This window comes from Microtetraspora malaysiensis (assembly GCF_001528665.1).
GTDB lineage: Bacteria > Actinomycetota > Actinomycetes > Streptosporangiales > Streptosporangiaceae > Microtetraspora_A > Microtetraspora_A malaysiensis.
Map to the genome: position 1 here is coordinate 264,983 of NZ_BBYJ01000010.1, position 15,956 is coordinate 280,938.

Annotated in this window: 16 protein-coding genes; 11 read left to right on the forward strand and 5 right to left on the reverse strand. The window is 71.6% G+C overall.

From position 1 onward, the window contains the following. Positions 1–44 precede the first annotated feature (44 nt). On the forward strand, positions 45–509 hold the full coding sequence (locus AWQ71_RS14825; protein WP_067133183.1) for a GNAT family N-acetyltransferase: 465 nt from the start codon (positions 45–47) through the stop codon (positions 507–509). A gap of 190 nt (positions 510–699) precedes the next feature. Here AWQ71_RS14825 and AWQ71_RS14830 read toward each other — a convergent pair whose 3' ends face one another. Both AWQ71_RS14830 and AWQ71_RS14835 read right to left on the reverse strand, forming a co-directional pair. Next, the gene (locus AWQ71_RS14830) at positions 700–948 is read right to left on the reverse strand and encodes a hypothetical protein (RefSeq protein WP_067132978.1); all 249 of its coding nucleotides are present in this window, start codon (positions 946–948) and stop codon (positions 700–702) included. A 126-nt stretch (positions 949–1,074) separates the two neighbouring features. After that, entirely contained in the window at positions 1,075–1,524 is a 450-nt protein-coding gene (locus AWQ71_RS14835; protein WP_245658289.1) for a DUF4188 domain-containing protein, read from the reverse strand. A gap of 90 nt (positions 1,525–1,614) precedes the next feature. Between AWQ71_RS14835 and AWQ71_RS14840 the strand changes: the two genes are divergently transcribed. The 3 genes from AWQ71_RS14840 to AWQ71_RS14850 all read left to right on the forward strand — a co-directional run bounded on the left by AWQ71_RS14840 (position 1,615) and on the right by AWQ71_RS14850 (position 6,228). Continuing rightward, a complete protein-coding gene (locus AWQ71_RS14840) occupies positions 1,615–2,277 on the forward strand; it encodes a MerR family transcriptional regulator (protein ID WP_067132983.1) in 663 nt (220 codons plus the stop codon). 251 nt (positions 2,278–2,528) lie between these two features. Continuing rightward, positions 2,529–4,850, forward strand: coding sequence for an HNH endonuclease signature motif containing protein (locus AWQ71_RS44385; protein WP_067132985.1), 2,322 nt, complete (start codon positions 2,529–2,531; stop codon positions 4,848–4,850). Between the two features lie 130 nt (positions 4,851–4,980). Beyond that, positions 4,981–6,228, forward strand: coding sequence for a serine hydrolase domain-containing protein (locus AWQ71_RS14850; protein WP_067132988.1), 1,248 nt, complete (start codon positions 4,981–4,983; stop codon positions 6,226–6,228). Between the two features lie 14 nt (positions 6,229–6,242). Here the strand turns inward: AWQ71_RS14850 and AWQ71_RS14855 are convergent, their stop codons facing one another. Next, entirely contained in the window at positions 6,243–6,791 is a 549-nt protein-coding gene (locus tag AWQ71_RS14855; protein WP_067132991.1) for a MarR family winged helix-turn-helix transcriptional regulator, read from the reverse strand. A 78-nt stretch (positions 6,792–6,869) separates the two neighbouring features. Here AWQ71_RS14855 and AWQ71_RS14860 point away from each other — a divergent pair, with 78 nt between their 5' ends. Beyond that, complete coding sequence (locus tag AWQ71_RS14860) at positions 6,870–8,147, forward strand: amidohydrolase family protein (RefSeq protein WP_218001781.1); 1,278 nt, start codon at positions 6,870–6,872, stop codon at positions 8,145–8,147. A gap of 6 nt (positions 8,148–8,153) precedes the next feature. Here AWQ71_RS14860 and AWQ71_RS14865 read toward each other — a convergent pair whose 3' ends face one another. Then, positions 8,154–8,852 carry a GntR family transcriptional regulator gene (locus AWQ71_RS14865; protein ID WP_067132997.1) on the reverse strand — a complete coding sequence of 233 codons (699 nt, stop codon included), beginning with the start codon at positions 8,850–8,852 and terminating at the stop codon, positions 8,154–8,156. A 181-nt stretch (positions 8,853–9,033) separates the two neighbouring features. Between AWQ71_RS14865 and AWQ71_RS14870 the strand changes: the two genes are divergently transcribed. From AWQ71_RS14870 to AWQ71_RS14890, 5 genes are read left to right on the forward strand one after another with little or no spacing between them, the layout of a single operon-like run. Continuing rightward, positions 9,034–9,810, forward strand: a complete 777-nt coding sequence (locus tag AWQ71_RS14870) for a LamB/YcsF family protein (RefSeq protein WP_245658290.1) — start codon at positions 9,034–9,036, stop codon at positions 9,808–9,810. A gap of 11 nt (positions 9,811–9,821) precedes the next feature. After that, entirely contained in the window at positions 9,822–10,454 is a 633-nt protein-coding gene (locus AWQ71_RS14875; protein WP_067133000.1) for a 5-oxoprolinase subunit B family protein, read from the forward strand. Beyond that, positions 10,438–11,334, forward strand: a complete 897-nt coding sequence (locus AWQ71_RS14880; protein ID WP_084258889.1) for a 5-oxoprolinase subunit C family protein — start codon at positions 10,438–10,440, stop codon at positions 11,332–11,334. The genes AWQ71_RS14875 and AWQ71_RS14880 overlap by 17 nt, the downstream gene beginning before the upstream one ends. Before the next feature lie 49 nt (positions 11,335–11,383). Then, a complete protein-coding gene (locus AWQ71_RS14885) occupies positions 11,384–13,675 on the forward strand; it encodes a serine/threonine-protein kinase (protein WP_157570355.1) in 2,292 nt (763 codons plus the stop codon). 38 nt (positions 13,676–13,713) lie between these two features. After that, positions 13,714–14,463 (forward strand): glucose 1-dehydrogenase, encoded by a 750-nt coding sequence (locus tag AWQ71_RS14890; RefSeq protein ID WP_067133006.1) that lies wholly within the window; start codon positions 13,714–13,716, stop codon positions 14,461–14,463. A 13-nt stretch (positions 14,464–14,476) separates the two neighbouring features. Here AWQ71_RS14890 and AWQ71_RS14895 read toward each other — a convergent pair whose 3' ends face one another. Beyond that, positions 14,477–15,106: a PaaI family thioesterase gene (locus AWQ71_RS14895; protein WP_067133009.1), complete on the reverse strand. Its 630-nt coding sequence runs from the start codon at positions 15,104–15,106 to the stop codon at positions 14,477–14,479. 183 nt (positions 15,107–15,289) lie between these two features. Here AWQ71_RS14895 and AWQ71_RS14900 point away from each other — a divergent pair, with 183 nt between their 5' ends. Further along, entirely contained in the window at positions 15,290–15,937 is a 648-nt protein-coding gene (locus tag AWQ71_RS14900) for a CHAP domain-containing protein (RefSeq protein WP_067133012.1), read from the forward strand. Positions 15,938–15,956: the final 19 nt, after the last annotated feature.

The window sequence follows — 15,956 nt, forward strand, 5'->3', positions numbered from 1 at the left end:
AATCCGGGTGCGCCGAGACGGGGCCGGCTGAGAAAGTGGCCGTCATGACCATGGACGATGTCACCCTGCGCCGGGCGACCGGCGCCGACGCCCCCGCCGTGGCCGACGTGTGGCTGCGCTCGTACGACGCCGCCCTGCCGGGGGTGCGCCGGGCGCACACCGACGACGAGATCCGGGCCTACTTCCGCGAGGTTGTCGTGCCCGCGCGCGAGACCTGGGTCGCCACGCTGGACGGCACGGTGGTCGGGATGATGGTGCTCGGCGACGGCCTCCTCAGCCAGCTCTACCTCGATCCCGACCGGCGCGGGCGCGGCATCGGCGACCGGTTCGTGGCGCTGGCGAAGGAACGCCGCCCGGACGGGCTGGAGCTGTGGACGTTCCAGGTCAACGGCCCGGCCCGCCGCTTCTACGAGCGGAACGGGTTCGTCGCGGTCGAGCACACCGACGGCCGCGACAACGAGGAGCGCGAGCCGGACGTCCGCTACGTCTGGCGGCCGGACGCGACCTGAGCGGCGCGCCGACCGCCGCACGCGGCGCGACCCCGGCCATCGTGGGCGGTGGGAACCCGGCCATCGTGTGCGGCGCGACCCCGGCCGTCGCGGGCGGCGGGCACCCGGCCATCGTGGGCGGCGCGACCCCTGCCGTCGCGGGCGGCGGGCACCCGGCCGTCGCGGGCAGCGCGAGCCCGGCCGTCGTACCTCATTCCTGCCAGCCGAGCCGGAAGGCGGCGTCGTCCGGGACGTAGCCGTCGAGCCCCGCCTCGCCGATCCACAGGATGTCGTCGTACTCGGTGACCGGCCCGATGACGTAGCTCATCGGCAGCCGGGGCTGGACCGCGAACCGGACCTCCAGCTCGGGGTCGAACCGCTCCAGGGTCTCGATGAGATCGGCCACGGTCTCGATGCCCGTCCCGCCGCGTCGGCTCCTGTCGCGCCTGTGCCTGCCCATGGCTGCTTCTCCGTGCTCCGGTTGACCGGTGGTGTGCCGAACCTGTACGGAGAGTAACTCAATGACATCGCGGCGCGACAGATCCTTGACTCCGGGTTCACGATCACCTCGGGAGGCCGATCGGCGTCAGCGGAGACCGGCGAGCCGTTCGGCCGCCCTGTCGCCGATCTTGTTGGTCGGGACCAGCTCACCCGCCCCGCCGAGGCCGAACGGCGGCATGTTGACGTAGACCGTCTCGTATCCGCTCACCGTGTACGTCTCGTGCCAGACACCCACGGCCTCGCTCTTGTACGCCTCACGGAAGAAGCGCTTCCAGGCGGGCCAGTGGGTCGCCTCGCGGTTCTTCGCGTAGGCGATGAGGTGATCGGTGCTGCGCCAGTACTGGACCATCAGCGTGGTGCGCCCGTTGAAGAAGCTCTCGAAGCCGAGCAGGCCGTGCGCGGGGTCCGCTCGCAGTTCCTTGACCATCGGCGGCATGGCCATTGCGACCGGCAGCCACTTGCGCAGGGACCGGAACCTGTTGATCCGCATACCGATCAGAAAGACGACGAAGTCGCCCTCCATGCGCGCACTCATGCGCATGACGCCTCCCATTGGATAGTCCTGCTACCTAATAATTGGATAGTAGAACTATCGAGTGATATTGGCAAGCAGTACTATCCAGCCATGCGAATCTCCCAGCTCAGCGCCGAATCCGGGGTCCCGATCCCGACGATCAAGTACTACCTGCGCGAGGGACTGCTCCCCCAGGGCGATCAGACGTCGGCCACGCGAGCGGAGTACGGCCAGGAGCACCTGCGCCGGCTACGGCTGATCAGGGCGCTGCTGGAGGTCGGCCGGCTGCCGGTCGCGGCGATCCGCAAGGTCATCGCCGCCGTGGACGACGAGCGGATCGACTTCCACGACATGCTCGGCACCGCGCACTACGCGCTCTCCACACCGGTCGAGCCGCCCCCCGAGGACGAGGACTGGCGCGAGGCCAGAGAGCTGGTCGACCGCATGATCGCGGGCCTCGGCTGGAGCGTCCACCCGCTCGCCCCCACGCGGGACGAGCTGGCGCAGAGCGTCGTCACGCTGAAGCGCCTCGGGATGCCCACCTCTCAGGAGGACCTGCTGCCGTACGCGTCGGCCGCGCTCGACCTCGTCCGCGACCTCGACATCACCAAGATCCCCTTCGACGGCCCCCGAGATGTCGCCGTCGAGACGCTGGTGATCTGCGAGGTGCTGTACGGCAAGGCGTTCGACGTACTGCGCCGCCTGGCCCAGGAGTCGGAGTCCACCCGCATCCTCGGCGCCCGTCCCTGCCCGAGCGGCGACACGACCCGGTGACCCGCCAGGGCGGCCGCTCCGGCGCACCGCGAGCGGCACAATAGGGAAAAGTCGCCTTACCGGACAACTTCCCAGATTTCCCCCCAAGAGCCCATATTTACCTTTTCGCGCTTATTACGGAATGCCGCTTATTGACGGAACTCGGAATGTTTTCCTCGGTCGGATCTGTGACCCCAGGAGATACTTCCCGACCTCTTTATACAGGCTCACGGGGCGGCGTTTTTGTCGGTGGCGGTTGTTAGCGTTGCGGCGTGATTGTCGAACGGCAGCCGATACCCGACACCCTGGGCGAGATGGCCCCGGGCGTCGAACTGGCCGCCGTGCTGGCCGAGATCGACATCGCCAGGCTGGACGGCTACGACGCCGTCACCGTCCTGCAAGCCTACGCCCGCCTCGAAGCACACGTGCAGGCCCGGAAAGCCGTCGTGATGGCCGAAGTCGGACTGTACGAAATTTCCGCCAGCGGCATGGAGAAAATGTCCGAACCGGACAATAACTCACCCGACGAAATCCGAGCGGCTTTGCGGCTCACCCGCCGTGCCGCCGAGCGTGAATACGGCATCGCCTACGACTTGAAAGTCCGTCTCCCCGCCGTCAGGGACGCGTTGTCGGCGGGATTGATCGACAAGGCGCGGGCCGTGGTGTTCTGCGACTGGCTCGAAGACGTCCCCGTCGAACTGGCCCGCGCTGTGGCGGCTCATCTGCTGCCCAAGGCGGGGAAGTGGACGACGACCGAGCTGCGGGAGAAGATCAGGAAGCTGCTGATCGCCGCCGATCCTGCCTGGGCCCGCCGCAAGTACGAACGGGCCGTCCAGCAACGGCGGGTGATCGGGGTCCGGCACGCGGATGGCTCGGCCAGCATCATGGGCCAGCAGTTGCCGGTCGACCAGGCCGCCGCCGCGATCGCCCGTGTGGACGCCATCGCCGTACGAACCAAGAGGTCCGGCCTGCACGCCCCGATCGATCACGTGCGGGCGGATGTGTTCCTCGGTCTGCTGGACGGGAGCATGTCCGGCCTGGACGACGACGCCATCATCGCCGTCCTGTTCGAGGAGGCCGCCCGCAAGGCGGCGGGTGATGAGGACGACCACGACGACCAACTCTCCGACAACCCCTTCAGCACCGTCGACCTCGACGACACCGGCGATGCCGAGGCAAATGCTGAGGACGCCACCGGCCTCCACACCGGCAGCGGCGACCCCGACGACACCGCCGGCGACATCGACGATGACGCCAGCCAAGCCAGGACTGCCGACCCGACTGACAACGACGACGACCTCGGCGACACCGGTCCTGATCCAGGCCCCACCCCTGGCGCAGGCCCCGGCTCTGGCCCCGGCTCTGCTCCCAGCTCTGGCGATGGTGGCCCTGTCGGCCCGGCCTCGGGGACGGGTGCTGAAGGCGGTTCCAGCGGTCCAGGTCCAGGCCCCACCCGCACGACAGGCGTCGGGACCAACATTGAGAGGGGCAGGGCGGGCCCGGTTGGGTTCGCGGCGGGTGAGCTGCGGGTCCAGGTGTCCACATTGATGCACTTGGACGACCTGCCCGGCGAACTCGCCGGGTGGGGACCCGTCCACGCCCAATTGGCACGCAGGCTTGCCAAACACCAGATCAGCGGCGAGTGGCGCTTCGCCGTCTGCGACGAGGAGGGCCGGCTTCTCTTTGCTGGGATTACCCGGCGACGCCCCAGAGGGTGGGCCCGTCCCGCGGGATGGCCCCGCCGCCCTGTACCCGGCCCAGCACCCGGTCCTCGTTTGCCTCCCGGTCCTTGGTTGCCTCCCGGCCTTTCCTCCCCACCCGGCGATGGGGACGGGACAGACCCGGCGGGCCCGGCCGGGACGGGGGTGACGCCTGCCCGCACATCGGCTGCCGGTCAGGAAAAGGACGACCGGCCAAGTGACGACCGGCCAAGTAGGGACCTGCGCGCCAGGTCGGGGTCGCTTCGCCGCCGCGGGATCGTCGAGCTTCAGCTCCCGTTGTCACTGCTGCGCGCACTGTGCGCGGACATGTACGCCCAGGGTGGCTGGGCCGGTGTAATCGCCGACATCATGCGCCAATACGACGAAGCCGTCGATGAGGCGGCTGACCACGCGCGAGGATCCGTGACCGGACGCCGAACCGCTGCCGGGGATGAGCGGCGGCGGTTCCCGAAAGCTGGGCTGCGGCGGCGGATCGAGGTCCGAGACAGAGTGTGCTCGCACCCTGGATGCCGTGCTCCGGCCACGCGCTCGGAGATGGATCACACCCGCCAGCACGCGAACGGCGGCCCCACGACCGACAGCAACCTCGCCGCCGCATGCGCGCATGACCATGACCTGCGGGACAACGGCTGGCAGGTCGTACAAACCAGCTCAGGGCACCTGACCTGGATCAGCCGGACCGGCCACAGCTATCCGGTCCAACCGCCACCGATCATCGAACCGATGCCCGAACCTTTCGCTCCCAACAGCTGGCCCCAGACAGAAACAGACCACCACGAGGTGGACGAAGTGCCCGCTCCGGCGCCGACAGCAGGTGCGGGGTCCGTGGGCTCGGACCCGCCACCTGATCCGGCGCACGACATCCCGCCCTGACATCCCGCCCTTCTGAAGCCCGACGACGCAGTACCCGTTTGCTCCCGGGCAGTCGTCCAGCCCTCTAGGAGGGAGGGGGTGCCCTTGTTAAGGTCGGTTGCCGAGCGAGCGCTTCTGAACAGGGACGGCCATGACAGTCGGCGATCACCCCGTGACCACGTCCGGACACTGCGACCCGCGATTCTCCCGGGTACGCGAGGTCTTCGACCGGCATTTCTCCGACGGCGAGGAGGTGGGCGCCGCCTTCGCGGTCTTCCTCGACGGCGAGCCCGTCGTCGACCTCTGGGGCGGCGTGGCCGACCGGCACACGGGTCGCCCCTGGGAGGCCGGCACACCTGTGCTCGCCTATTCGTGCACCAAGGCCGTCGCGGCCACCGCCATGCTGCTGCTCGTGGAGCGGGGTTTGGTCGACGTCCGCTCTCCCGTGAGCGCGTACTGGCCGGAGTTCGCCCGCGACGGCAAGGCCCGTGTCACCGTCGAACACGTCCTCACCCATCAGGCCGGCCTGCCCGCGATCGAGGAGCCGGTCCCCCTGGAGGAGTTCGAGGACCTGCCCGCGATCGCGGACCGGCTCGCCGCACAGGCACCACTCTGGGAGCCCGGAACGGCGCACGGCTACCACGCCGTGACGTACGGCTTCCTGATCGACGAGCTCATCCGCAGGGTAACCGGCATGTCCACAGGGGAGCTGGTCGCGGCGGAGATCGCCGGGCCTCACCAGCTCGACCTCTGGCTCGGTGCCCCACCCGACGTTGCGGCTCGCGCCGCCCGCCTCTCCGCCGGAGAGCGTACGGCCCGAGCGGGAGAGCATGCGGCCCGGACCGGAGAGCGTGCGGCCCCTGCGGGCGGAGCCGGTGTCGCGGAGCCCCCCGCCGGGGACGGCCCGGTGGCGGCGATGGCCGCCGCGACACGGGACAAGGACAGCCTGATGAACCGGGCGCTCGGCAACCCACCCATCCATAAGCTGCCCGGCGGCGGAAACCACCCGGTGATCCTGCGCGCGGGCTGGCCCGCCCTCGGCATGGTCACCACCGCGCGGGCGCTGGCCGGCTTCTACCGTGCTCTGGTCGCCGGCGAGATCCTCGCACCCTCCACGCTGGGCGACGCGATGCGCCCGCGTGTCGGCGGTCCCGACCGGGTCCTGTACCTGGACAGCGCCTTCGGCCTCGGCTACATGCGTCCGGCGATGACCTTCCTCACTCCCGCTCGCGGAGTGGAGTCGGCGTTCGGCCACACCGGCTTGGGTGGCTCCCTGGGCCTCGGAGACGTCGAGCACGGTCTCGCCATGGCGTACACGATGAACCGCATGGTCGGGTCGGTGGCCGGCAGCCGCCGGGCCTACCGTCTCGCTGAAGCCGTCTACGGCTCGCTCACCTAGAAAGACCCGGCTGATCAGGTCGGCCGCGCTCTCCGGCGGGGCGTGTCGTCGGGCCGGTCCCCGAGGGCGAGCAGGACGTCGCGCAGCACGTCGGCGAGGGCGCGCGCGGTCGCCTCGGGAACGTCCGCGAACAGGTCCTTGTGCGCCTCCGTGGTGGCGAGGGACAGTTCCTCGGCCCTTTCCACCCCCTGTGGAGTGAGCCGGACCCATGAGCTGCGACCGTCGGAGGGGTCGGGTTCGCGCTCGACCAGGCCCGCGGCCAGCAGCCGCTGCAGGATGTTGCTGGTCCCGCCGGTTGTGAGCATCAGTCGCGCGGCGAGCGTGCTGGGCTTGACTCGGTACGGATGCCCGGCCCGCCGGAGCGTCGCAAGAACGTCGAATTCCGCATAGGTCAGGCCGTATCCGGCGAGCACGGCCTGGGTGACCGTCTCGATCCGCGCCTTGAGCCGCCCGACCCGCTTGACGATCTCCAACTGCGTCGTGGCCGCCTCCGGCAGCTCGGCCCTCCAGGCCTCGATCATCGCGTCGACGCGATCCCGGCCGGTCACCCGCCCCTCGTTCATGCGCTTGAGGATATCCGCGCCTCTTGATAGCTTTCCAACAAGCTTTTTCAAAAGCTTTCTGAAATGGAGTCTTTGCCCATGAGCCTGCTCATCAGGAACGGCATCGTGATCGACACGGAGCCGGACGTACGCGTCCACCGGGGAACCGACGTCCTCATCACTGGCGGAGCGATCGCCGCGGTCGGCCCCGATCTGCCCGCCGACGGCGCGGAGGTGATCGACGCCACGGGCCGGATCGTACTTCCCGGCTTCGTCGACACCCACCGCCACGTCTGGCAGAGCGTGCTGAGGTCCGTTTCCGCCGACGCCACCCTCGGCGACTACCTGGCGATCGTTCTCGGCCGGCTCGCCCCCGCGTTCCGGCCCGAGGACGTCTACGCCGCGAACCTCTGGGGCGCCATCGAGGCGCTCAACGCGGGGATCACCACCGTGTACGACTGGTCGCACATCCAGCTCACCCCCGCGCACACCGACGCCGCCGTCGAGGGCCTCCGCGACTCCGGCGCCCGCGTGGTCTTCGCGTACGCGCATCCGGGCACCGACGACGCGTCCAGGGACGAGGCGGAGGCACGGCGGGTCTTCGCCCGGCACTTCCCCTCGGGGGATTCCGGCCTGGTCACCCCCGCCTTCGCGGCGTGGGGACCGGTGTACGGCTCCGTCGAGGCGGCCGTGGCCGACTGGCGGCTCGCCCGCGAACTCGGGCTCCGTATCAGCCTGCACGCGACCGGGGAGGAGCCGGTGGAGCGGCTGCACACGGCCGGGCTGCTCGGCCCCGACGTCATGTTCGTGCACGCCAACGGCTTCACCGACCGGTCGATGAAAATGGTCGCCGACAGCGGGGGGACGGCCTCGATCGCGCCCGCTGTGGAGTCGCAGATGGGCCACGGCTCCCCCGAGACGGGCCGGTTACGCGGGTTCGGCATCCCGACCGGGCTCGGCGTGGACACGGTGGCCGCGGTGCCGGGAGACATGTTCGGCGTCATGCGCGCCGCGCTCGCCGCCGCCAGGCTCCGGCACTTCGAGGACGGCGTCGGCACGCGGCCGACCGCGGCCGACATCCTGCGCATGGCCACCATCGAGGGCGCCACCGCCCTCGGCATGGCCGACCGGATCGGATCGCTGCGTCCGGGCAAGCGGGCGGACCTCGTCATGCTGGACACGAACCTGCCCAATCTCGCGCCGGCGCACGACCCGGTCGGGGCCGTCGTGACGGCCGCCGACGTGAGCGACGTCGACATGGTGATCGTCGGTGGCGAAGTGGTCAAGCGGGGCGGCCGCCTGGTCCGCGCGGACCTGCCGCGCGCGCTCGACCTGGCCCGCCGCTCGGGCGAGCGGCTGCTCCCCACCGCCGTCTGATCCGGGTCAGGCGGAGCGCTCGTCATACGTCGCGAGAAGCTGGGCCTCGGCGGCGTCGAGATAGGCGAGCAGCTCGTCCGCCGCCCGCTCGTACTTCCCCTCGGCGAGCAGGGCGGCGATGCGCGCGTTGCCGTCCAGGTACGGCTCGTGGAACGGCCGGGGCTCACCCACCGCGTGGAAGGCCAGCCGCAGCTCGGCCAGGACGCGGGCCATCGCCTCGTCCACCCGGCGGCTGCCGAGCAGCGCGGCGAGCGCGCCGTGGAAGCGCATGTTGGCCGTGCCGACCCCGCCCCAGTCGCCCGCCTCAGCCGCCGCCCGGCCCTCCTCGACCCGGCGCGCCACCTCGCGTACGGCCTCCGCCGGGGCGGAGCCGGCGGCGCGCAGGCCGGCGGTTTCGAGCGGGCGCCGCATGCGATAGATGTCGGCCACGTCGGCGGCGGTCAGCCTGCGCACGAACATCCCGCGATGGAACTCGTGGACGAGCAGGTTCTCGTGGGAGAGCAGCCGGAACGCCTCGCGGAGCGTGTTGCGCGAGACGCCGAGCGCCTGGCCGATGACCTCTTCCGACAGGCGCGTGCCCGGGGGGAGCGAGCCCTCGATGACGCTCTCGCGCAGGACGCCGGCGACCAGCTCGGCGGTGCTGGCCCGTTCGAGCGCCGGCCTGGCGGCGCTCAGCCGGCTCGCCCACTCCGCCGTCGCGGTCATCACCGCAGCCCTTCTCTCGGGAAACGCGCAAGACCTGGGACACCGAGCTTAGGACGCGACGGGTCTCCCCGACAGCAGACGATCGACAGAATCTACCCGCGAAGGATTGCCGGATTGTTCAACAATCCTTACGTTCTCCCTGAGGGCGATCCATCCGAAAAGCCGCCCTCTGGAGCTGATCGTGCCTGACCCCATCGTCCGCATCGACCTCAACTCCGACCTCGGCGAGGGCTTCGGCCGGTGGCCGCTCGGCGACGACGACGCCCTGCTGGGGATCGTCACCAGCGCCAACGTGGCCTGCGGCTTCCACGCCGGCGATCCGTCGATCATGCGCCGTACGTGCGAGACCGCGGTCGAGCGCGGCGTGGCGATCGGCGCCCAGGTCGGATACCGCGACCTGGCCGGATTCGGCCGACGCTTCATCGAGGTGCCGCCCGGCGAGCTCGCCGACGACGTGCTGTACCAGATCGGCGCCCTCGAGGCGTTCGCCCGCGCGGCCGGCGGCCGGGTCGGGTACGTGAAGCCACACGGCGCGCTCTACAACGCGATCGTGCGGCACGAGGAGCAGGCCGCCGCCGTCGTGGCCGCCGTACGCGCCTTCGATCCCGGGCTGCCGGTGCTCGGCCTGCCCGGCTCCGCCTGGCTGCGTCGCGCCGAGCAGGCCGGGCTGACCGCGGTCACCGAGTGCTTCGCCGACCGGGCGTACACGCCGGAGGGGACGCTGGTGCCGCGTGACCGGCCGGGCGCCCTCGTCCACGACCCCGGCGTCGTGGCCGGGCGGTGCGTGCGGATGGCGCGCGGCGAACCCATCACCGACGTGGCCGGAGACCCGCTGGTCGTGCGCGGCGACTCGATCTGCGTCCACGGCGACAGCCCCGACGCGGTGGCCATCGCGCGCGGCGTCCGCGCCGCCCTGGAGGCGGCGGGCGTCGCCCTCATGCCGTTCAGCCAGGTCTGAGGGGAGGCCCGATGCGCCTGCGCCGCTGCGGCGACCGCGCCCTCCTCGTCGAGCTGGACGACCTCGGCGAGGTCCTCCCGTTCTACGACGCCCTCGCCGCGAGCCCACCGGAGGGCGTCGTCGACATCGTCCCGGCGGCGCGCACGCTCCTAGTCCGGTTCGAGCCCCCGGCGACGCCGCACGCGATCGAGTCCGCGCTCCGTTCCGTACGGCCCGTGCCCGGCGCGCGCGGCGAAACGGGCGAGGTGCGGATCCCGGTCGTCTACGACGGCGCGGACCTGAAAGACGTGGCCGCGCTGACCGGGCTGGCGGAGCGCGAGATCGTGGCGGCGCACACGGCCACCCCCTGGACGGTCGCGTTCTGCGGCTTCGCTCCCGGTTTCGGGTACCTGACCGGCGGCGACCCGCGGCTGGCCGTCCCCCGGCGGGCCGAGTCGCGGGTCCGCGTGCCCGCCGGATCGGTGGCGCTGGCGGCCGGGTTCAGCGCCGTCTACCCGCGCGAGTCCCCGGGCGGCTGGCAGCTCATCGGCCGTACGGAGGCGGTGGTGTGGGATCTGGACGCCGACCCGCCCGCCCTGCTGCGTCCGGGCACCAGGGTCAGGTTCACGGAGGCGGCGAGGAACCGGCATGAACCGGCTGCTTGAGGTGGTGGCGACCGGGCCGATGACCACGGTGCAGGATCTCGGGCGGCCGGGACGCGGCGATCTCGGCGTGGGGCGCTCGGGTGCCGCCGACCGGGGCGCGCTGCGGCTGGCCAATCGGCTCGTCGGCAACCCCGAGGGCGCGGCCGCGCTGGAGGTGACGTTCGGCGGCCTGTGCGTGCGGGCGCACGGGAACCTGCTGATCGCGCTCGCGGGCGCCGCCTGCCCGGCGACCGTGACCGGCCCGCTGGGCGCCCGGTGGCCGATCGGGCACCACTCGGTCGAACGCCTGCCGTGCGGGGCCACACTCCAGCTCGGGCCCCCGGTTCGCGGCGTGCGGACGTACCTCTCCGTGCGGGGCGGCCTGGACGTGCCGCCGGTGCTGGGCTCCAGGGCCACGGACGTCCTCGCCGGCCTGGGGCCCGACCTGCCCGCGCCGGGAGAGCTGCTGCCGGTCGGGCCACTGCCCGACGTGTTCCCCGCCGTCGACCTCGCCCCGGTTCCCGAACCCGCCGACGGTGACCTCGTCCTGGAGATCCTGCCCGGCCCGCGCGACGACTGGTTCACCCCCGACGCGCTGCGCGTGCTGTGCGCCGAGCCGTACCAGGTGACGACCGACAGCAACCGGGTGGGCATCCGGCTGCGCGGGCCGATCCTCGAACGGGCACGCGAGGGAGAGCTGCCGAGCGAGGGCATGGTGCCGGGGGCGATCCAGGTGCCTCTGTCGGGGCAGCCCACGCTCTTCCTGGCCGACCATCCGCTGACGGGCGGCTATCCGGTGATCGCGGTGGTCCGCAGCGACGACGTGGATCGCGCCGCCCAGGCCCGCCCCGGCCAGCGGATCCGCTTCCGGGTGGCGTCCGCCACTACAACCCCGAGGTGACATTACTCAATCGGTGACAAACCCCCCTTCCGATGAGAAGTTCGGAAGGATGAATGCCTGGACGGTTCCGGGATACCGGGAGGTGCGCGAGCTCGGCGCCGGCGGCGCCGGGCGGGTGGTGCTGGCGACCTACAAGACGACCGGCGCCCTGGTCGCGGTCAAATACCTCCGCCCCGAGCTCCGGGAGGACCCGCGCTTCCTGGCCGGGTTCCGCAGCGAGGCCCGGGTCATGGTCGAGATCAACGACCCCAACATCGTCCGGCTCTACGAGTACGTCGAGACGGCGGCCGGGGCGGCGATCGTCATGGAACTGGTCGACGGCGTCTCGCTGCGCCGGATCCTCGCCGAGCACGGCACGACCAGTCCCGAGGCGGCGCTCGTCGTGTTGAAGGGATCGCTGGCCGGCCTGTCCGCCGCGCATTCGTCCGGGGTCGTCCACCGGGACTACAAGCCGGAGAACGTGCTGGTCCAGGCGGACGGCACGAGCAAGCTGTCCGACTTCGGCATCGCGGCCCCGAGCGGCGTCCCCGGACTGCCCGCCGGGACGCCCTCGTACATGGCGCCGGAGCAGTGGGAGGGCGCCCCGGCCGGTCCGGCGGCCGACGTGTACGCCGCGACCTGCGTGTTCTTCGAATGCCTGACCGGGCACAGGCCGTACCGCGCGGAGCACGCGGCGGGGCTGCGGCGCCTGCACCAGAACGCGCCCGTGCCCGTCTCGGAGGTGCCCGCCTCGGTGCGCGGGCTGGTCGGGCGGGGCCTGGCCAAGAACCCGGCGGACCGCCCGCCCACCGCCCGCGCGTTCATCGCCGACCTGGAGGCCGCCGCCGCGGCCGCGTACGGGCCCGAGTGGGAGCAGCGCGGACGGCGGCACCTCGCCGAACTGGCGACCCTGCTCGCTCTGCTGTTCCCGCTGGCGCAGCCGGCCGCGCCGTCCGAGGCGGGCACCTCGCTGGCGCGTACCGTGCTGTCGGACCGGTTCGCCCACTTCGCCCCCAGGTTCGCGATCGGCGCGACGGCGCTGTCCGCGGTCATGGTGGCCACGGTGGTGGCGGCGAACCGGCAGGCGACGGTGGCGGACGACAGCCGCCTGCCGCCCGCCTCGGCGACGCCCGCCCCGTCCGCCCCGTCCGCTCCGGCCGTGCCGCGCACGCCGAAGGCGTCCCCGCGGCCGCCTTCGCCGTCGACGGAGGAGCCTTCGCGAGAGCCACCGGGCACACCGACCGGCAACACGACAGGCGGCAGCGTGACGGGTGGCGCGGACGGCAGGCCGACCCCGCCGGACACGGGTCCGACGCCGCGCCCCGCGCCGCCCTCCGTCACCGATCTCGGCGTCTCCGGGTGGAACGGACGGACGGCCGTCGTCCGGGTGCGCACGACGACCGGCGGGGCGGTGGCGCTGAGCGTCCGGTTCTCCGAGGGGCCGACGCCGGACGACCTGCGCCCGGTGACGGCGCAGACCGTGCCACTGGAGGGCGCGACCGCCTACTCCCCCGCCGTCCAGCACGCCTTCGCCGACCCCGCCTGCGGCATGTCCGTCTACCGCCGCGTCGAGGCGGCGACCGTGCCCAGAGCGCGCGGAGGCGCCGCCACCGCGACCGTCCGGGTGAAGGGCCCGGCCTGCCCGGCGCCCGCCGTACGGAGCGTGGCGATCACCCGCTGGGACGGTGTCGCGGCGGCTGTCGAGGTCGGCACCGAGGGAGCCGGAGGAACCGGGCCGGTCAAGCTGGTCGCCGAGTTCACCCGGGACGGCACGACCGTGGCACGCGAGACGCGCACCCTGTCGGGACACACGTCGTACGCCGTCGAGCTGACACCCGATCCGATCAAGGTGGAGTGCGGTACGACCGCCGTGCTGGGGGTGCGGATCCGGACCGAACCCGCCGCCGCCGACGGCGCGCAGACGAAGGAGACCCGCGTCACCGGCCCCGCGTGCGCCCCGCCGTCCGTCTCGATCAGCTCCTGGGACGGCACGGCGCTGCGCCTGGGGGTCACCTCCGGCTCCACCGGGCCGGTGACCGTCGTCGCGACGTTCACCCAGCGGCTGCGCGGCGCGGAGGGGACGACGACCTCCGAGCAGACCCGGCGGGAGATCCTGGAAGGGGACAAGGTCTACACGCCGTCGTTCTCGGTGTCCTTCAAGCAGGCGGGGTGCGACGTCGAGGATGTCAGGAGCGTGAGCGTCACCCTGTCGCCCGGCGGGAGCGGCGCGACGAGGTCGGTCACGCTGCACGGGCCGCCGTGCACGGAGCCGGAGGAGACGCCGGGCGCTGACACACCGGGCGCCGACACGCCGGGGGACGGCGCGCACGCGGATCTTGTCCGTCAACCAAGCGTTCGCTAGGTTGAGACCACAGAGCGGGCGCTACGCGGGAGGAAGCCATGGGCATGCTCGACGGCAAGGTCGCGCTGATCACCGGTGGGGCGCGCGGGATGGGCGCGTCACATGTCCGGCTCTTCCTCCAGGAGGGCGCCCGCGTGGTCTTCGGCGACGTGACCGACGAGGAGGGCAAGGCACTGGCCGACGAGACCGGCGCGCTCTACCTCCACCACGACGTCACCCAGCCCGCCGACTGGGACCGCGCGGTGCAGGCGGCGGTCGAGACGTACGGCCGGCTCGACGTTCTGGTCAACAACGCCGGCATCCTGATGTTCCGCCGGATCGCCGACATGACGGTCGAGGAGTACCAGCGGGTCCTCGACGTGAACCTCAAGGGCACGTTCCTCGGCGTCAAGTCGGTGATCGAGCCGATGAAGGCGGCCGGGTCCGGCTCGATCGTGAACATCTCCTCGATCGAGGGCTTCATCGGAGCCGCCGGACTGTCGGCCTACTCCGCGTCGAAGTTCGGCGTACGGGGCCTCACCAAGGCGGCGGCGCGCGAGCTGGCCCCCTTCAAGATCCGGGTCAACTCGGTGCATCCCGGCGCGATCAACACGTCCATGACCAGCAACCCCGAGCTCATGGCCGAGGTGGACGGCGAGCAGTTCGTGAAGGCGATGGTGATCAAGCGCTTCGCCGAGCCGGTGGAGGTCTCGCACGTCGTGGCGTTCCTCGCCTCCGACCGGGCCGGATACTGCACCGGCAGCGAGTTCACGATCGACGGCGGCCTCCTGACCGGCGCCGGCTACTGACGCCCTCGCCGGCTCACTCGGGGATCGCGTTCACCCAGGGAGTCGGCGTGATGAACAGACCGGTCGCCTCCACCAGCACGGTGCCGTCGGGCAGGCTGATCGTGCCGTCCACCCACGTCTTGCGCCCCTCCGCGCGGGTCGCGGCGGCCCGGCCGACGACCGGCTGCCCGTACGGCACGCGCCGGCGGTAGCGGATCGACAGCGTGCCGGTCATGCCCGCCCGGCCCGCCGCCGCGACGGCGTCGCCGAGCAGGTGGTCGAGGATCATGGCGCTGACGCCGCCGTGCACGCTGTCGGGCGGCCCCTCGTGCGTGGGCCGGAACTCCAGCTCGGCGCGGGAGCCGCCCTCGGGGTCGCGCTCGATCACAAGCGGCAGCGCGTGCGGGTTGCACGCGCCGGTGACGGCGTTGCCGAGGTGCCGGAAGCCGTTCCGCGTGAGCTCCGGGACCGGCGGGCGGTCGCGGCGGGCCGCGTTGAGCCGTTCGGTGAGCGCCACGAGTTCGGCGGTGACGGCGGTCATCTCGTCCTCGGACACGTCGGTGAGCACCACCGCGTCCATCAGCTCTCTGACCTGCTGGGCGAGCACGGCCTGAGCCGAGAGCCGCGCCTCCTCGTCGTGCTCGGGGGCGAGATCCATCGTCATGCCGGTGATTGTAGAACGTGTTCCATCCATCTCAGCATTTGGGGTGATTTCACCATGTTTAGGTAAAGAACCTTGGGTTTGTCCATATCTGGCGTTGAATATCCCTTTTGAGATGGCTAGCCTCCGACGTCACGTAGGACATCAAACGACCGAACAGAGGCCCCTATCCGCATGAGCCCCGAGATGACGAAGCTGCTGGAACTGCTGCGCTCCCAGGTCGGTTACAGCGCGCAAGGCAATGGCCACACCAAGTTCGGCCAGTGGTACAACAACGTGGAGCAGGACGCCGACTACTCCGGCCAGCCCTGGTGCGACATGTTCCTGTCCTGGGGCGCGCGCCAACTCGGCTACGACGACTGGTTCGGCCAGTTCGCCTGGACCGTCCGCCACGCCGAGTGGTTCAAGGAGCAGGGCGCCTGGGGCAACCGGCCCACTCCCGGCGCCCTCGTGTTCTACGACTGGGACGGCACCGGCACGATCAGCGGCATCGACCACGTGGGCATCGTGACCAAGGTCATGGGAAGCAAGATCCAGACGATCGAGGGCAACATCGACGGCGGCCGGGTGAGCATCAAGGTCCGCGGCCAGAACTCCGTCGTCGGCTACGGCTACCCCGAGAAGATCAAGGAACGGGTGGAGCAGGGGAAGACGATCTCCGCGACCAAGGCGTCGGCGCAGCAGCTCGCCACAACCCCTCCGTACGACGTGAGCGCGCAGGCGGTCGTCGCCTCCGTCGCGGTCGCCGCGCTCGCCGTCGGCGTCATGCGGGCCCGCCGCCGCGTCCGCGCCCGCATCCTCGGCGGGCGGCCGTCGGCACGCTCCCGGATGTGACTCCCCGGACTCTGTGACA